The following is a 15825-nucleotide window of genomic DNA, read 5'->3' as shown; positions in this document are numbered from 1 at the left end:
CGGCACCGTCCCGCCGGGCCGGGTGGGACGGTGCCGGCCCCTGCGGGCTCAGCCCGACGCCGGAAGCCCGTAGGCGTCGGCGATGAGTTCGTAGGACCGCAGCCGGGCCTCACCGCCGTGCGCGTTGGCAGTGATCATCAGCTCGTCCGCGCCGGTGCGCTTGGCCAGGTCGTCCAGTCCGCCGCGGACCTCGTCCGCCGTGCCGTGGACGATGTCCTTCAGCCAGCCGTCGACGAACTCGCGCTCCATGGGGCTGAAGGAATACGCCTCCGCCTCCTCGGGGCTGGGCACCAGACCCGGGCGCCCGGTGCGCAGCCGGACCATCGACAGCGCACCCGTCAGCACCTGGCGCCGGGCCTCGCGCTCGTCGTCCGCCGCCAGCGCCGCGACCCCGATGAGGGCGTAGGGGGCGTCGAGCACCGCAGACGGCTTGAAGGACTCGCGGTACAGGTCCAGGGCCGGCACGGTGTTGCGGGCCGAGAAGTGGTGGGCGAACGCGAAGGGCAGGCCGAGGACACCGGCGAGCCGGGCGCTGAAGCCGGAGGAGCCCAGCAGCCAGATGGGCGGGCGGCCGGGCGACTGCACGCCGCCGGGCGATGTGGCCTGCACGGGACCCGGGACGGCGTGGATACGGGCGTAGGGGTGCCCGTCCGGGAAGTCGTCGTCCAGGAAGCGGGTCAGCTCCGCCAGCTGCTGGGGGAAGTCGTCCGCGCCCTCGTTGAGCCGGTCGGTCCGGCGCAGGGCCGCCGCGGTGGCACCGTCCGTACCGGGGGCGCGGCCGAGGCCGAGGTCGACGCGCCCCGGCGCCATCGCCTCCAGGGTGCCGAACTGCTCGGCGATCACCAGCGGGGCGTGGTTGGGCAGCATCACACCGCCGGAGCCCAGCCTGATGCGCTCGGTGTGGGCGGCCAGGTGCGCCAGGATCACGGCGGGCGACGAGGAGGCCACCCCGGGCATGGAGTGGTGCTCGGCGACCCAGTAGCGATGGAATCCGCGCCGCTCGGCGAGCTTGGCGATGTCCACGGCTGTGCCCATGGCCTGGGTCGCGGTGCGGCCCTGGCCCACGGTCACCAGGTCGAGGACGGAGAGGGGCACGGGGGCCGTCCCGCCTGCGGTGCCGCGAATCTCGTCGCCTCGGTTCTCGTCCACGTGTTCGGCCTCTCCGGTGCTACGTCTGTGTATCGGAGGGTGCCAACAGGAGGATGGCTCCGCTTATTCCCTCGTGATCCACGAGGATGCGGCACCGGCGGTGCTGCGGCGGGCGTCGTCGCCGTGCTGCCCCCTACTCGCGGACCTCGATGCCCCGGGGTTCGGCGGCGCCCAGCGGGGGCTCGCGGGTCGCGAAGAGCGTGCCGAGGGTGGGCGCCCAGATCCGGCGGTCGGCGAGCCGAAGGCCCTCCCAGACCGTCACCTGGTTCGCAGTGAGCACGGGCTTCCCGAGCAGTTGCTCCAGCTCGGGGACGTGCGCGGCGGTATGGAGGGCGTTGTCGGGAAGCACCACGACCTCCGCGTCGGGGTGGTCGCCCGCGACGGCCAGTTCCTTCACCAGCTCCACGTCCGCGGCGGCGGCCTCGGAAGCCCTGATCAGCCCGCTGCCCCGCACGGAGGCCACCTCGACGCCCCCGGACTCCAGGAAGCCGGCGAAGAGCGCGGCGAGATCCTCGGGATAGCTCGCGGCGACGGCGACCCGGGTGGCGCCCAGTTCGCGTACCGCGTGCACGAAGGCGAAGGAGGCGCTGGAAGCCGGGAGCCCCGCGGCCCTGGCCAGGCCGGCGATCTGTTCGTGGCCGCCGTCCCAGCCGTAGGCGAAGCTGCCGCCCGTGGAGGCCCAGACCACCGATTCGGCGCCGGCCATCCGCAGTTCCTCGACGCCGGCGGCCAGCCGCTCGGGCGCCCCCGCCGCGCGAAGGGCCTCGACGGTGCGGGCATCCCCGTCGGCCTCGGTGTGGAACAGCGGCACCCTGATGTCGCTGTCGAGCATGACCTCGATCCGCGGGAAGTCGTCCTCCGCGGCCTGGCCAGGGTAGAGAAGTCCTACGGTCGTCATGTCCATCCTTCCGTGTGTCCGGATGTCCTGCTGCCGCTCGTGTCACCGCTGCCCCTGCCTGGGACAAGTATTCCCCTTACGGCCGCGTGCCGTCGTCCGCAACAGCTCTGACCAGCGGTTCTCTCCATGGCGCCGAGGTCCTGTTGACGCGCGTGCGCGCCGGTGCGAGCGTGGTGTCTCCTGATGACCACTCCCCTGATCCTCGTGCTGGGCAGCGATCCGCCACCCCGTCTGGGCCGGCTCACCGGGCGGGCCAGTGTCCGGTACGCCGATGCGCGGACGCTGGCCGGTCAGCTCCCCGACGCCGACGTCCTGCTCGTCTGGGACTTCACGTCGGACGCCGTCCGCGAGGCCTGGCCCGGTCCAGGACGGCGGCCCGGCTGGGTGCACACCGCGAGCGCGGGGGTGGACCGTCTGCTCTGCCCCGAACTCGCCGCCTCCCCCACCGTCGTCACCAACGCCCGGGGCGTCTTCGAGCTGCCGATCGCCGAGTACGTCGCCGGTCTGGTGCTCGCCTTCGCGAAGGACCTGCCCCGCACGCTGGAGTACCAGCGGCAGCACCGATGGCATCACCGCGAGACCCGGGGTCTCTCCGGCACCCGCGCCGTGGTCGTCGGCGCCGGTCCCATCGGCCGGGAGATCATGCGGCTGCTCCACGGTCTCGGCGTCCAGGTGGCGCTCGTCGGGCGTACGCCACGGCGCACCATCCACGGCGCCGAGGATCTGGACCGGCTGGCGGCGAGCGCGGACTGGGTCATCAGCGCGGCCCCGCTGACCGACGCGACGCGCGGGATGTTCGACGCGCGCTTCTTCGGACTGCTCCAGCCCTCCGCGCACTTCGTCAACGTGGGCCGGGGCCCGCTGACCGTCGAGGAGGACCTCGCCGAGGCTCTGCGCCGGCACTGGATCGCCGGCGCCGCCCTGGACGTGTTCCAGGAGGAGCCGCTCAGCCCCACCGATCCGCTGTGGGACGTGCCCGGGCTGCTGATCTCCCCTCACATGAGCGGCGACACGGCGGGGTGGCGGGACCAGCTGGGCGAGCAGTTCGTCTCGATGTACGAGCGATGGGCCGCCGGGGAGCCGTTGCCCAACACGGTGGACAAACACCGGGGTTACGTACCTTCTCCGGACATCCCGCATCAGTAGTCCGTCATGAGGGGCAGTCATGAACCTTCCTTGGACGGGGAACACGCCCCGCACACCGGCCGTCGCCCTGCGCCGCCGTCGAGACACGGAAAGGTCACCCTCCGGCCACCGTTGGGTAACATGGCGGCGCGATCTGCATAAGAAATCTGGATCGGGCAGGTGCCCACCCTGTCCGGACTGTTCGACACCCCGATTTCTCCAGGAGATTGCGAACCATGGCTGACTTCCCTCACCTGTCCCGTCGGGGCTTCCTCAATCGAACGGCGGCGGTGGGAGGTCTGCTCGTCGTCCCCGGGCTGCTCAGTGCGTGCAGCAAGACCGATGCCGGCGCCGCGGACGGCGAGGGCGCCCTCGACAAACTCCGCAAGCAGGGATTCGTGCGGGTCGCGTACGCCAACGAGGCTCCGTACGGCTACATGGAGGGCAAGGAACTCAAGGGCGAGGCCCCCACCCTGCACCGGGAGATATTCAAGGCGCTGGGCGTCGACGAGCTGAAGCCCACCCTCTCGGAGTGGGACGGTCTCATCCCCGGCCTGCAGGCCGGGAAGTACGACGTGGTCAGCGCGGGAATGGCCATCACCCCCGAGCGGTGCGCCAACGCCCTCTTCTCCGAGCCGGAGTTCATCTCGCCCACCGCCCTGATGGTGAGGAAGGGCAATCCGAAGAAGCTCACCGACCTGGCGTCGGCGAAGGCCGCGGGCGTCACCGTCGGTGTGATGTCGGGGGCGGTCGAGGGCTCCTACGCCAAGGGCGCGGGCATCGCCGAGGGAAAGATCAAGACGCTGCAGAAGCCGCAGGACGGCGCGGACGCCGTCAAGGGCGGCCGGATCGAGGCCTTCCTGCTCACCGGCATCTCGCTGCGCTGGCTCGCCAGGACCAACCCGGAGACCGAGGTCACAGAGGCCTTCGTCCCCGAGCTGGACGGCAAGCAGCAGTTCTCCCCGGGCGGCGCGGTCTTCCGCCAGGGCAACGAGGACCTGCGGGACTCCTTCAACCGCGAGCTCAAGAAGATCGTCTCCGACAGGTCGCGTTACGTGAGCCTGCTCCAGGAGTACGGCTTCGGCGCCACGGAGATCCCGCCGGCCACACTGAAGACGGCCGACCTGTGCAAGGGATGACGGGGGCTGAACACACCGTATGAGTGACTTCTTCTCCACGTTCCTCGACGAGTTCCCCCAGGTCGGAGCAAGCCTGTGGGTGACCGTCGAGGCCACCGTCCTGGGCGCCCTGGTCGCTCTTCTCCTGGCGTTCGTCCTCGGCCTGGCGGCAGGAAGCAATCTGCTGCTGGTGCGCGGGGTCTCCCGGACCGTCGTGGAGTTCTTCCGCGGCACCTCGCTCTACATCCAGCTGTTCTGGCTCTACTACGCCATGCCGCAGCTCACGGGGTACGAACTGTCGCCGCTGCTCTGCGGCGTCGTGGCCTTCGGCCTGAACTACGGGGCGTACGGCTCGGAGGTCGTGCGCGGCGCGATCAACTCCGTGCCGCGCGCGCAGTACGAGGCGGCGGTGGCGCTGAACATGTCGCCCCTGCACCGCATGCGGAGGGTGATCCTGCCGCAGGCCTGGGTGCAGATGATCCCGTCCTTCACCAACCTGCTGATACAGCTGCTGAAGTGCACGCCGCTGCTGTGGCTGATCTCGGTGGCCGATCTGATGACCGTGATCCAGCAGATCCGCGACCGCACCGGTGAGACGCTGGTGGCGTATCTGACCCTGCTGGCGGTCTACTTCGTGCTCGCCTACGCGCTGACCCTGCTGATGAATCTGCTGGAGCGGTCCGCCAAGCGGCGGCTCGGCCTGCACACGGGTGCGGGAAGTCTGCTGAAGTCCCGGAGCGCCGAACCCGCGACGACGGCCGGAGGTGCCCGGTGAACCAGGGATTCGACTGGGATGCCGCCGGGGACGTCCTCCCCCTGCTGCTGGAAGGCTTCAGGGTCACCCTGCTGGCGACCGTGCTCGGCACGCTCGTCGCGGCGGTATTGGGCCTGGCGATCGCGGTGGCCGCACGAGCGCCGTCCCGCTGGGTGACCGTGCCCGTGAAGGCGGTGATGGAGTTCGTCCGTGCCACCCCGCTGCTGGTCCAACTGGTCGGCGCGGCGGCCCTCTTCACCTCCGTGGAGCCCCTGACCATCGGAATCGTGGTCCTGGGCATCCACTACGCCACGTACACCTCCGAGGTGTACCGGGCCGGGATCGACGGGGTGCCCAAGGGGCAGTGGGAGGCCTGCCGGGCCCTGTCACTGCCGCCCCGGCGCACCTGGCAGGCCGTGATTTTGCCCCAGGCGATACGCAACGTGCTGCCCGCCCTCGGCAACTACGCGATCTCGATGTTCAAGGAGACCCCGTTCCTCGCCGTGATCATGGTCCAGGAAATGGTCTTCGAGGCCCGGAAGTACGGGGCCGACCACTTCGCGTACACCGAGGCGTTCACGCTCGCCGGCCTGGTCTTCCTGGTCGCGAGCTACCCCACCTCGCTGCTGATGAGAAAGCTGGAGAAGCGTCTTGGCCACTGAACCCGCCCCCCTCAAGGAACCTGCGGACGCGGCCGGGGACCCCCTGGCCACAGGCGTCGAGCCGCTGGTCCGCTTCGAGAAGGTCGTCAAGCGCTACGGCGACCATGTGGTCCTGGACGAGCTGGACTTCACCGTGCGGCGCGGCGAGCACGTCACGCTGATCGGCCCCAGCGGCTCCGGGAAGACCACCATCCTGCGGCTGCTGATGACGCTGGAGAAGGTCAGCGACGGTGTGATCTGGGTCGACGGTGCGCCGCTGACCCATGTACGGACGCCGTCCGGCGGGCTGAAGCCCGCGGGCGACAAGGAACTGCGCGAGTCCCGGAAGAAGATCGGGATGGTCTTCCAGCAGTTCAACCTCTTCCCGAACATGAAGGTCCTCCAGAACATCACCGAGGCGCCCGTGCACGTGCTCGGCATGGACCGGGACGAGGCGGAGGCCCGGGCCCGGGAGCTGCTCGACATGGTCGGGCTCTCGGGGAAGGTCGACGCCCACCCCTCCCAGCTCTCCGGAGGCCAGCAGCAGCGCGTCGCGATCGCCCGGGCGCTGGCGATGCGGCCGGAGATCCTGCTGCTCGACGAGGTGACGTCGGCCCTGGACCCGGAGCTGGTGGCCGGTGTGCTGGAGCTGCTGTCCGAGATCGCCCGGAACACCGACATCACGATGCTCTGTGTGACCCACGAGATGAACTTCGCCCGGGATGTGTCCGAGAAGGTACTGATGTTCGATGCGGGACGGGTCGTGGAGTCAGGGTCGCCGGAGAAAATATTCACCGCCCCCGAGCACGAACGTACGCGCGAGTTCCTGAGCGCGGTGCTGTGACCTCGCCCTCGACGGCGTGTTCGTGACCTTGGCATATGCCGCAGGAAAGCGCCCCGGTCGTCGCGGCCGGGGCGCGTCATGAAGTGGTCGACACCCCCTCCGATCCGGGCTTTTGGCCACTATCGTTGGCCGGGAGCTTGTGGTCGCAACCTGGTAGAGGCCCTAGAGGGGGGAACCGTGGCGTTGAAGCCCGAGCCGAAGGCACCGTTCCATTCGGTGCAGTACGCCCTGCGCGTGCTCGAATCCGTGTCCACGCACGGCGACGGGGTGACGGACGCCCAGCTCTCCCGCGAGACCGGACTGCCGCACGGGCATCTCACCCCCCTCCTGCTGACCCTGCGCCGCGAGGGGTACGTCGAGCAGGTGGCCGACGGCGCGTACGTCATCGGTGCCTCTCTCCTGGAGCTCGGCTCCGGCGCCGCGCGCAGGCGCGCCCTGGAGGCGAAGCTCCACCAGACACTGGTGCAGCTGCGCGACTCCGTCGGCGCGGCCGTCTACGTCAGCCGGTACCTCGACGGGGAGATCCGGGTCACGCAGGTGGCCGACGGGCCCCGCACCCCCGCCGTCAACGAGTGGGTGGACTTCCGTTCGGCCGCGCACGCCAGCGCGATCGGCAAGTGCCTGCTGACGCAGCTCGACCAGAACGGCCGGCGTGACCATCTGTCGCGGCACCGGATCGCACGACTGACGTCGCGGACCATCACGAACGAGAAGGTCCTCTTCTCGAAACTCGACAGCCAGCCGGCCACGGTGCCGGTCCTCGACCTCCAGGAGTACGCCGTGGGCACGGTGTGCGCGGCGGTTCCCCTGACCGCGGGATCGTCGGCGGGATGCCTGGCACTCTCCCTGCCGATCGAGCACGCGCACCGGCTGCGGGAGGCGGCGGCCACACTGAACCGGCGCGCTGCCCCGGTACTGTTGTCGATGGCGCTCTGAGCCGGACACGACAGGCCCCGCCGACGGGTGGTCACCGCAACCCGCACTCGGTATACATGACCTGCGGGCCCGCAGGTCAGGGGCGGGCCCGCGTTCCTGGAACGCCGTCCGGCACCCCTGCGGCCCTGCGTGACCGCACGGTCACCCGCGGGTCTCCGGGCGTGGTCGTACGGTCACCCATCGACCCCCGGAACCCGGGGGCGCGGACTCCGGAGCGTGCCGGCCGGGCAGTGGCGAGGCGTGTGGGGAAGGCCACCCCCGGGGCCCGGGGCACGTGTCATCAGCACCCCCACGGACCAGGTATTATTTTCGAGTCAGCAGGCGCCGTTAGCTCAGTTGGTTAGAGCAGCTGACTCTTAATCAGCGGGTCCGGGGTTCGAGTCCCTGACGGCGCACAGACACCACAGTGGGCGGTCTCCTTCCGGGGAGACCGCCCACTGTGCTTGTGCCGTGTGCGTCAGAACTGCACGTCGGAGCAGGCGTAGAACGCGTTGGTGGTGTCCGCCACGTTCCACACGGCCAGGATGATGTGCTTCCCGGTCTTCTGGGTGGGGATGGTGCCCTGGTGGGTCAGCGTGGCCGGGGGCTGCTGGTTCCCGTACGGCACCGTCATGAAGGGCTGCGATTCCAGAGCCGCCCTGGTCAGCGGCTTGGTGGAGTCCCAGCCGTTCTTGGTGATGTAGTACCGGAAGTCACTCGTGGAGTGGCGGGCCGTGAACTGCCAGCGGAAGCTGTAGCCCTGTCCGGCGGTGACCTTGGTGGCGGGCCAGGCGCCGCCGCGCGGGTCGTCGAGCTGGGCGAACTGGCTGTTCCCGCCGGCACAGATCTTGCCGTCCGCCGGTCCTGCCGCCGGGAAGCCCTTGGGGCCCTCCACGCTCTGCGGCTCCCACTGGATGTTTCCGCAGTTGGTGACGGTGCCGTTGGCGCAGAGCTTCTGCCGGCTGATCGGTGAGTCGGTGTAGCCATGGCTGCTCGCGCTGCTGGTCGCGAACATGGAGGCGCCGGCTATCGCCAGGCCGATGACGGCCGCGCTTGCCCTTTTCCGCATGCTGGGTCGCTCCTCTAGAACGTGGGGGAGGTTCTGGGGCTCTGCTGCGCGCATGTTTCTTGCGGTCTAGACCAAGTCCAGATTATTGACGCTTCATGAACATGTCCAGACCAATGTGGGGCCTGTTTCGGCGCGCGCCCCCCTGTCCCGAGGAGCGTTCAGACCCCTTCGCCGCCGCCGCGCCCGGTGTAGAACGCCACCGTGAGGTCCCTGACCAGCGCCTTGTGCTCGTAGGCGTCGAGCTCGACGATGCCGCGCGCGGTCAGCCGGCCCACGGTGTCGTCCACCGCGTCGACCACGGAGGTCAGCACACCGTCCCGGTGCTTGGCGTCGAGGGCCGCCACCCGGCACCGCTGCATCGCCGCCGCGACCTCGGGGGCGTACTCGATCCCGGTCGGCTGCGCGGAGTACACCTCGATACCCACGGGCACGCAGTCCGCCTTCAGCATCCTGGTCAGCGCGTTCCCCACCGTCTCGGCGTCGCGGAGGGTGTGGGTGTCCTCGTGGAAGGCGTCGGCGGGGAGCTGGGAGAGCACCCGGGCCAGCGCCGCCTCGACCTGGTCACGCAGATACCGCTCGTGGTCCGCGACACCGAGGGTGGCCCGCACGGTGTCCTTCACCCGCCACACGACGAGCACGACGGCCCGCAGCGCGGTCCCGTTCGCGTCCACCGCGGGAAGCGGCTCGCTGCGCCAGTGCCGCAGGCGTACGTCGACGCGGCGGCGCAGCAGGAGCGGCGAGATCCACAGAAGTCCGGTGCGCCGGACGCTGCCCCGGTAGTCGCCGAAGAGCGTCAGCACCGACGCGTGCCCGGCCCGGCCCCGGCCGAGGCCGCCGAGCGCGAGGAACACCAGGGTCAACAGCAGCGCGAGCAGCGCCCAGGCCCCGGAGCCGATGCCGTCGTAGGCGCGTGCCCCGAGTCCCAGCCGGCCGGTCACGGCGCCGGGCAGCGCGCCCTGCCATCCGAGCACGGCGAGCCCGGCGACCGTCCCCGCCGCCGCGGTCAGCAGTGCGGCCCACCCGGGCAGCACGGGCCCGGGCCGTTCGGTGAGCCGGGGGTCGGCGAGCGGTGCGGGCCGGGTGGACGCCTGCTCCTCGGGGGAGCGGGGCATGGGGGGACGCCGGGCACCGGGCCGCCGGGGGAAGGCGGTTCCCGTACCGGCGGTTCCCGCGCCGGCGGGGCGCGCACCACCGGCGGCGCCGCCCTGGGCCGCGGGCCCGCCGGTGCCGTCGCCGGCGGCGTCACGGAAGAGCAGGTGTACGGGGATGGGCGCGGTGGTCTCGGTGGTGATGACGGGCTGTCTGCGGCCGGCACCCCACCAGGCGACGGGATCGGCGGCGCCCACGCCGATGGTCACCGGGGCACGCTCCTCATCCGCGGGAGGACGCTTGCGCAGGTCCGGCGCGCTGTCCGGTTCGCTCCTCCGCTCCTCCACGACGTCCTCCGCGACCTCCTCCGCGCGGCCGTCGCCGGTCAGCGCGGCGGGGGCCGGTTCCAGGCCGACCAGCGGGAAGTCACGCTCGGGCACGGCGGCACGGCCCACCTCGGCCACCGCGTCCAGCGCCGGGCCGAGGTCGGGCGCGATGTCCTCGGTCTCCTCCCGAAGCGCCGGCCCCTCCGCCCGTGGCATGTCCTGCGGGAGGGCACGCACGGGCGCCTCCACCAGCAACGGCCGTACCCCGAACGGCTCCACCTCGATCGCCTCCGCCGCGAACGGCTCCGCCCCGGCCGGCTCCACCACAGGCAGCTCCGCCACGGCCGACCCCGTCCCGGCCTCATGCGGTTCCGAGGGTGCCGCCTTCAGGATCTCCGCCTCCCCCGAGGGCGCACCTTCGGGCTCACACACGGCCACGGGGTGCGGCCCCTCCTCCGCCGCCGGTCCTGGCACCGCTGCCTCGGGCACCTCCGTGACGAACACTCCCGGCACCTCGCCGGGCGCATCCCCCGAGCCGGGCCCGGGCACGACCGCCCGCGCGTCCCGCTCGCCCAGCTCGTCCCACTCGCCCCGTACGTTCTCCGTGGATCGCATTCCCGCCTCCGTCATGTCCGTTACGTCGTTGCAGCCGTCACGCGAAGAGCCGTCGCCATGTCTCCGGCCCGGGGTATCCGTCCGCCGCGCTCCCGCTCCAGCCCTGGGCCTTCTGGAAGGCCTCGACGTTGCGGCGGTCGGCCTCCGTCCAGCGCGGGCCGGGGCCCGTCACGTAGTGCTTGCCGTATCCCTTCTTCACCAGCTGGGTCCCGAGCTTCTGGACGTGGCTGCTGGACTTCCCCGGGGCGAAGTAGCTCCTGCCGGGGTAGGGCACGGCACCGTTCGAGCCGGTGCCCGTCCCGGCGGCGGGGATCGTGCGGCCGGTGCCCTTGACCAGCAGGTTCCAGGTGCCCGGGCCCGGGATGCCGTCCGCCTCCTTGCCCTTCCACCCCTGCGCCAGCTGGAAGGCCTGCGTCGCCCGCTTGTCCGCGTCGCTCCAGCGGGGCCCCGCGCCGTCCTTGTAGAAGCGCTTGCCGCCCTGGGCGATGAGCATCTGCCCGAGGCGGGTCACGTGCGCGTTGTTCGCGCCCGGGCCGAACTTCGCCGCGCCCGGGAAGGCGGTGGCCGTGCCGCCGACCCCGCTCGCGCTGACCACGCCCTTGTAGCGGTAGGCCACGTACTTGGAGGAGTTGCTCCAGTACGCCATCGGCGTCGTCGCCTTCCGCGCGTGCGGGCGGGTCTGCTCGTAGGCGAGGTAATGGGTGTGCGTGTGGTCGGACCAGCCCCCGAAGACCGTGACGTGCGAGCCCACCGCCGGGTCGGCCAGGTTGTGGAAGAGGAGGATGTCGCCGGGCTGCAGGTCGGCCCGGGCGATCTTCGTCCCGAAGGTGGCGAGGCTGCCGGTCCACTCGTTGGCGGCCAGGTTCCAGGCCATCGACACGAAGCCGGAGCAGTCCTGCCGGTACCCGTCCGACCAGTACGCCGTCATGTCGTACGGGACCTGCGCGGTCACCCACTTCTTGGCGCGGTTGATGATGTCGGCCCGCGTCGTCGTGCGCAGCGCCGTGCCCTCCCCGGCGGGCGGCCCCGAAGCTCCGCCGCCGTTCAGGGGCCCGACCTGGCCCTGCGGTGTGACCGGCTGGGGTTCGGCCGCCGTGTCCGCGCGGCCCTTCGCGCCGGCGGCGGTCGCCGCCGCCTGCCCCGCGCCGCAGGACAGCACCACGCCCGCCGCGGTCACCAGCACCAGCGCGCGGCGTGCGCCGTGCGCGGCCGGATGTCCGCCGTAGCGCACGGGCAGCGCGGCGGCCGTGCGCCGTCGCTGGGCACAGCCCGGACACCCGCAGTCGGCAGCGGGCTCGTACTCCTCGAAGACCGGCACAGTCATGCGGCTCCTCTTCCCTTCGGCGGTCGTCCAGATCGTCCGTGCGTCAACGTTCCCGGCATATCTCATGTTGACGGACTAAAGGGAAAAAACGACCATCCGACAGGCCGGGCCGGAGAGGAATTGGTCAGGAGCACGCCCGCTCATCGGGTAAAGTTCTCCAGGTCAGCAGGCGCCGTTAGCTCAGTTGGTTAGAGCAGCTGACTCTTAATCAGCGGGTCCGGGGTTCGAGTCCCTGACGGCGCACGCATGAAAGAGGCCCCTTCACCGAGTGTGAAGGGGCCTCTTTCACGTGCGCCCGGCGCGCGAGCACCCTTGGGCGCCTCCCGCCACCTCCGGCCGCCGCACGCACCCACGGCCAGGCTCAACTGCCGTACATCCACTCCCTCTTGTGCCGATGCATCACCGGTCGAAAACCCTCCTGGCACAGCGGGGAGGACACCGGACGCTCCCGCACGGATCCGGACATCCTGCCGGAAACCCTCCGGCCCACGCGGCCCGTCCCCCTACAGTGGCGAGTCGGCAGGGGCGATCCGACCTCCCGCGCCGCACCGCGCTACTCCCGCAGCCGGGGCGCCGCGGTGGAGGGCCGGCCCGGCCGGCGACTCCGAGGGGGAGCGGGTGCCGGCCGGGCCGGGCTGTGCTGCCGGGGGCTGCTCAGACGCGGCTCTTCGCGCCGCCGCTCCCGCTCTTCGCACTGTCCTGTCCGGCGTCCTTCTCCGCCGTGAGGTACGCCGAGACCACGACGTTGGCCGTGTACGCGTGGGACTTCTGGTCGTACGTGCCGCCGCAGGTGATCAGCCGGAGCTCGGCCCGGCCGTCCTCGCGCTGTCCGTACGCCTTCTGCGCGTCGAAGCGTTCCCGGGTGAAGACCTGGACGTCGTCGATCGTGAACTCGGCGATCTTCCCGTCGGACCGGCTCACCCGGACCTTCTCGCCCGGGCGGGCCGCGCTGAGTCCGTAGAACACGGCGGGCTTCGTCTCGGTGTCGACGTGACCGACGAAGAGCGCGGCGCCCTCCGTGCCGGGCTCGGTGCCCTGGCCGTACCAGCCGACGGCTCCCGGTGTCGCGAACGGCGGGGGCTCGATGGCCCCTTCGCCGTCCAGCCCGCGCCGCACGATCTCGGCGTCGATCCCGATGGAGGGGATCTCGACGCGCTGGGGTGCGGCCCCGTCGAGCGGGTCGTGGGGAGGCGGCAGCGGCACGCCCAGAGGGCGCCCGACCGCCGCGACGTCACCGGTCGTCGGGGCCGAGTTGCCGGCGGTGGCCGCGCGGCCCCACAACCACAGGCCCAGCAGGAGGACGGCCCACGCGACACCGGTGAGCAGACGCCCTGTTCCCGCGGGGCGGTCGGCGGCGGACATGTCAGCCCTGCGCCGAGCGGCGGCGCCGCACGCTGCGGAAGGCGACGGCGACGGCGACGGCCGCGACGGCTCCCAGGCCGAGCCCGATCACCGCGTGCCGGGTGCCGGGACCCTCGTCGGCGGCCTCCTCGGCGAGTACCGCCGTGCCGCCTCCGCCCGCCCGCACGGGGGCGATGGGCGAGGGCCTGCCGTGGTGGACGACGGTGACGGTGCCGGTGGCCTTGCCGTGGCCGTCCTTGCAGGTCACCCAGATCTCGTAGTCGTCGGGCGCGGCGTCGGAGCGGATCCGGGCCTGGGCGACGAGGTCCTTGCCGTCGCCCCGCTCGAAGCGTGCCTCGGAGTCGAACGCCTCGGAGTTGCCCCGGGCCGACCTGCCCTTGCCGCAGATGTCGACCCGGAGTTCCACCTCCCCGCCGGGGGAGACACGGGACGGACTCACCGAGACCGTCCCCGAGCGCTTCTCTTCCCTCGGGTCGTCGCTCTTCGATTCGGCCAGGGCGGCGGACGCGGGAAGGGCTATCGTCGCGGCCGCCACTGCGGCACAGAATGTGATGGGCAGTGAACGCATCGTAAACCTCCTAGAGGAAGGTTCACGCTCCGGGCGGCATCCCGCATCCGCTGTAGCCCGGTCGGGTTACGGGACGGGCAGGTCGACCAGGTCGACGAGGTCGGCGATGGAGTCGACGACCGTGGAGGGACGGAAGGGATAGCGGTCCATGTCGTCCACCGTGGTGAGGCCGGTGAGGACCAGGAAGGTCTGCATCCCCGCCTCCAGTCCGGCCAGCACGTCGGTGTCCATGCGGTCGCCGATCATGGCGGAGGTCTCGGAGTGGGCGCCGATGGCGTTGAGCCCGGTACGCATCATCAGCGGGTTGGGCTTGCCCGCGAAGTACGGCGACTTGCCGGTGGCCTTGGTGATCAGCGCGGCGACGGAACCGGTCGCGGGCAGCGGGCCCTCGGCGGACGGGCCTGTCTCGTCGGGGTTGGTGCAGATGAAGCGGGCACCCCCGTTGATCAGCCGGATCGCCTTGGTGAGCGCCTCGAAGCTGTAGGTCCTGGTCTCCCCGAGGACGACGTAGTCGGGCTCGTGGTCGGTGAGGACGTAGCCGATGTCGTGCAGCGCGGTGGTGAGGCCGGCCTCGCCGATGACGTAGGCCGTGCCGCGCGGACGCTGGTCGTCCAGGAACTGGGCGGTGGCCAGGGCGGAGGTCCAGATGTTCTCCACGGGCACGTCCAGACCCATGCGCTTGAGGCGCGCGTGCAGGTCACGGGCGGTGTAGATGGAGTTGTTGGTGAGGACCAGGAACGGCAGACCGGAGTCCCGCAGCCGCTTGATGAAGGCATCGGCCCCGGGGATCGGCGTGCCCTCGTGGATGAGGACGCCGTCCATGTCGGTCAGCCAGGACTCGATCGGCTTGCGCTCTGCCATGTGACGGGCTCCTGCCGTACGCACTGTGCACTCTGGGTGCTGGACGCCGGCGGCACCGCGTTGTGCAGCGCCGACACCCTGATCTTAGGCAGCCCGCCCGGGCCGGTGGAACCTGCGGGAGGCGGCAGCCGGTCCGCACCGGCCGCCCGTCTCCGCCGGTCCGCACAGGCCGCGGTCTCAGTCCCGTACGCGGCGGATCCTGCGGGCGCCCGCCAGCGCCGCCACACCGCTCACGAGCAGCACCCCGGAAGCGATCCCGGCCGCGGCCGTCTGGTCGTCCCGCCCGGTGCGGGCCAGTTCGGAGTCGCCGGCCCCGGTCCGCGTCCCGCTCTCCTCCTCGGTGTCCGTCCCCGGGCCGGTGGGCTCCAGGTCGCTGCCGCCGTCGGGGTCCCCCTCGACGATGTCGAAGGTGTAGCCCTCGGACTCCCCGACCCAGTCGCCGTCCTCGCGCTTCTCCCCCGCCGACAGCCGCTGCACGACGGCCGCGTTGACCGTGACCCGGCCGGGCTCGGTGTCCGAGGTGAAGCCCATGCGGACCTGGACGGTGACGGTGCCCAGCGCCGGCACGGTGAAGCCGGGGAAGTCCCCGTCCTCGCCGTCGAAGACCCCGATCTGTTCGTGCCGTTCCGTGGTCGCCCAGGTGACGCGGTGCCGGTTGTCAGGATCGGACCGCTCGGAGAACTCCAGCTGGATCCGCGCGGGGGTGAGGGTGCGGTCCTCGTCGGTGAGCACCAGCACGGGGTGAATGGCCCGGCAGCGCTCGGACGTGGTGTTGGTGAGGTCGAGGTACCAGATGCCGTAACCGCCGCCGGAGGCGTACGTGTCCGGGCCGCCGTGGATCCGGGTCTCGATCGGGAAGCGCTCGGCGTCCGGCTCACCGCACCCGGCCTGCCGGTCGTCGGCGACGACGGCGGTGGGGGCCGCCGGTGCGGCATCCGCCTGGGTGCCGGCGAGGAGGACGGCGGGTACGGCGAACCCCGCCGCCAGCCCGAACGTCCCGAGGGTGGAGAAGACACGGCCGTCGCGCGGCCGTACGGGGGGTTTGGGGCCCATCGGAGAACACCCTTTGCTGCTCGCGAACGACCGGCGCTCAGAGCCGCCGGCTGCCGCGGACGAGGCTGCCAGGCGGGTGCGGGCGCGGCCACCGCCGGGCGCCGTACACCGCCC

Annotated in this window: 15 protein-coding genes and 2 tRNA genes; 8 read left to right on the top strand and 9 right to left on the bottom strand. The window is 71.5% G+C overall.

The features are described from left to right. Positions 1–48: 48 nt before the first annotated feature. Both ABZY45_RS01050 and ABZY45_RS01045 read right to left on the bottom strand, forming a co-directional pair. Positions 49–1149, bottom strand: coding sequence for an LLM class flavin-dependent oxidoreductase (locus ABZY45_RS01050; RefSeq protein ID WP_356734783.1), 1101 nt, complete (start codon positions 1147–1149; stop codon positions 49–51). 133 nt (positions 1150–1282) lie between these two features. After that, on the bottom strand, positions 1283–2047 hold the full coding sequence (locus ABZY45_RS01045) for a decarboxylase (protein WP_356734781.1): 765 nt from the start codon (positions 2045–2047) through the stop codon (positions 1283–1285). A gap of 183 nt (positions 2048–2230) precedes the next feature. Between ABZY45_RS01045 and ABZY45_RS01040 the strand changes: the two genes are divergently transcribed. The 7 genes from ABZY45_RS01040 (at position 2231) to ABZY45_RS01010 (ending at position 7860) form a co-directional block, all read left to right on the top strand. Further along, on the top strand, positions 2231–3193 hold the full coding sequence (locus tag ABZY45_RS01040) for a D-2-hydroxyacid dehydrogenase (protein ID WP_356734779.1): 963 nt from the start codon (positions 2231–2233) through the stop codon (positions 3191–3193). A 215-nt stretch (positions 3194–3408) separates the two neighbouring features. Beyond that, complete coding sequence (gene ehuB / locus ABZY45_RS01035; RefSeq protein ID WP_356734777.1) at positions 3409–4311, top strand: ectoine/hydroxyectoine ABC transporter substrate-binding protein EhuB; 903 nt, start codon at positions 3409–3411, stop codon at positions 4309–4311. Between the two features lie 19 nt (positions 4312–4330). Continuing rightward, the gene (gene ehuC / locus ABZY45_RS01030; RefSeq protein ID WP_356734775.1) at positions 4331–5065 is read left to right on the top strand and encodes an ectoine/hydroxyectoine ABC transporter permease subunit EhuC; all 735 of its coding nucleotides are present in this window, start codon (positions 4331–4333) and stop codon (positions 5063–5065) included. After that, positions 5062–5706 (top strand): ectoine/hydroxyectoine ABC transporter permease subunit EhuD, encoded by a 645-nt coding sequence (gene ehuD, locus ABZY45_RS01025; protein WP_356734773.1) that lies wholly within the window; start codon positions 5062–5064, stop codon positions 5704–5706. Before ehuC ends, ehuD begins: the two co-directional genes overlap by 4 nt. 43 nt (positions 5707–5749) lie before the next feature. Continuing rightward, positions 5750–6529: an ectoine/hydroxyectoine ABC transporter ATP-binding protein EhuA gene (gene ehuA, locus ABZY45_RS01020; RefSeq protein WP_356736526.1), complete on the top strand. Its 780-nt coding sequence runs from the start codon at positions 5750–5752 to the stop codon at positions 6527–6529. 177 nt (positions 6530–6706) lie between these two features. Beyond that, positions 6707–7465, top strand: coding sequence for an IclR family transcriptional regulator C-terminal domain-containing protein (locus tag ABZY45_RS01015; protein WP_356734771.1), 759 nt, complete (start codon positions 6707–6709; stop codon positions 7463–7465). A 321-nt stretch (positions 7466–7786) separates the two neighbouring features. Then, positions 7787–7860: transfer RNA gene (locus tag ABZY45_RS01010), tRNA-Lys, on the top strand. Between the two features lie 62 nt (positions 7861–7922). Here the strand turns inward: ABZY45_RS01010 and ABZY45_RS01005 are convergent. From ABZY45_RS01005 to ABZY45_RS00995, 3 genes are all read right to left on the bottom strand, one after another. Next, on the bottom strand, positions 7923–8513 hold the full coding sequence (locus tag ABZY45_RS01005) for a lytic polysaccharide monooxygenase (RefSeq protein ID WP_356734769.1): 591 nt from the start codon (positions 8511–8513) through the stop codon (positions 7923–7925). Positions 8514–8671: 158 nt separating this feature from the next. Beyond that, complete coding sequence (locus ABZY45_RS01000) at positions 8672–10543, bottom strand: SPFH domain-containing protein (RefSeq protein ID WP_356734767.1); 1872 nt, start codon at positions 10541–10543, stop codon at positions 8672–8674. Positions 10544–10580: 37 nt separating this feature from the next. Then, positions 10581–11867 (bottom strand): peptidoglycan-binding protein, encoded by a 1287-nt coding sequence (locus ABZY45_RS00995; protein WP_356734765.1) that lies wholly within the window; start codon positions 11865–11867, stop codon positions 10581–10583. Between the two features lie 169 nt (positions 11868–12036). On the opposite strand from ABZY45_RS00995, the gene ABZY45_RS00990 reads away from it, so the two are divergent. Next, a tRNA-Lys gene (locus ABZY45_RS00990) sits at positions 12037–12110 on the top strand. Between the two features lie 411 nt (positions 12111–12521). Here the strand turns inward: ABZY45_RS00990 and ABZY45_RS00985 are convergent. From ABZY45_RS00985 to ABZY45_RS00970, 4 genes are all read right to left on the bottom strand, one after another. Continuing rightward, positions 12522–13229: a class F sortase gene (locus ABZY45_RS00985; RefSeq protein WP_356734763.1), complete on the bottom strand. Its 708-nt coding sequence runs from the start codon at positions 13227–13229 to the stop codon at positions 12522–12524. 1 nt (position 13230) lies between these two features. Continuing rightward, positions 13231–13797, bottom strand: a complete 567-nt coding sequence (locus tag ABZY45_RS00980; RefSeq protein ID WP_356734761.1) for a hypothetical protein — start codon at positions 13795–13797, stop codon at positions 13231–13233. Positions 13798–13863: 66 nt separating this feature from the next. Further along, positions 13864–14658, bottom strand: a complete 795-nt coding sequence (locus ABZY45_RS00975) for an HAD-IIA family hydrolase (protein WP_356734759.1) — start codon at positions 14656–14658, stop codon at positions 13864–13866. A 177-nt stretch (positions 14659–14835) separates the two neighbouring features. Then, complete coding sequence (locus tag ABZY45_RS00970) at positions 14836–15711, bottom strand: hypothetical protein (RefSeq protein ID WP_356734757.1); 876 nt, start codon at positions 15709–15711, stop codon at positions 14836–14838. Between the last annotated feature and the right edge of the window lie 114 nt (positions 15712–15825).

It is taken from the genome of Streptomyces sp. NPDC006516, assembly GCF_040611875.1.
Lineage (GTDB): Bacteria > Actinomycetota > Actinomycetes > Streptomycetales > Streptomycetaceae > Streptomyces.
The sequence above is the reverse complement of the archived record's forward strand: the minus strand, read 5'-3'. Positions and strand labels throughout refer to the sequence as shown.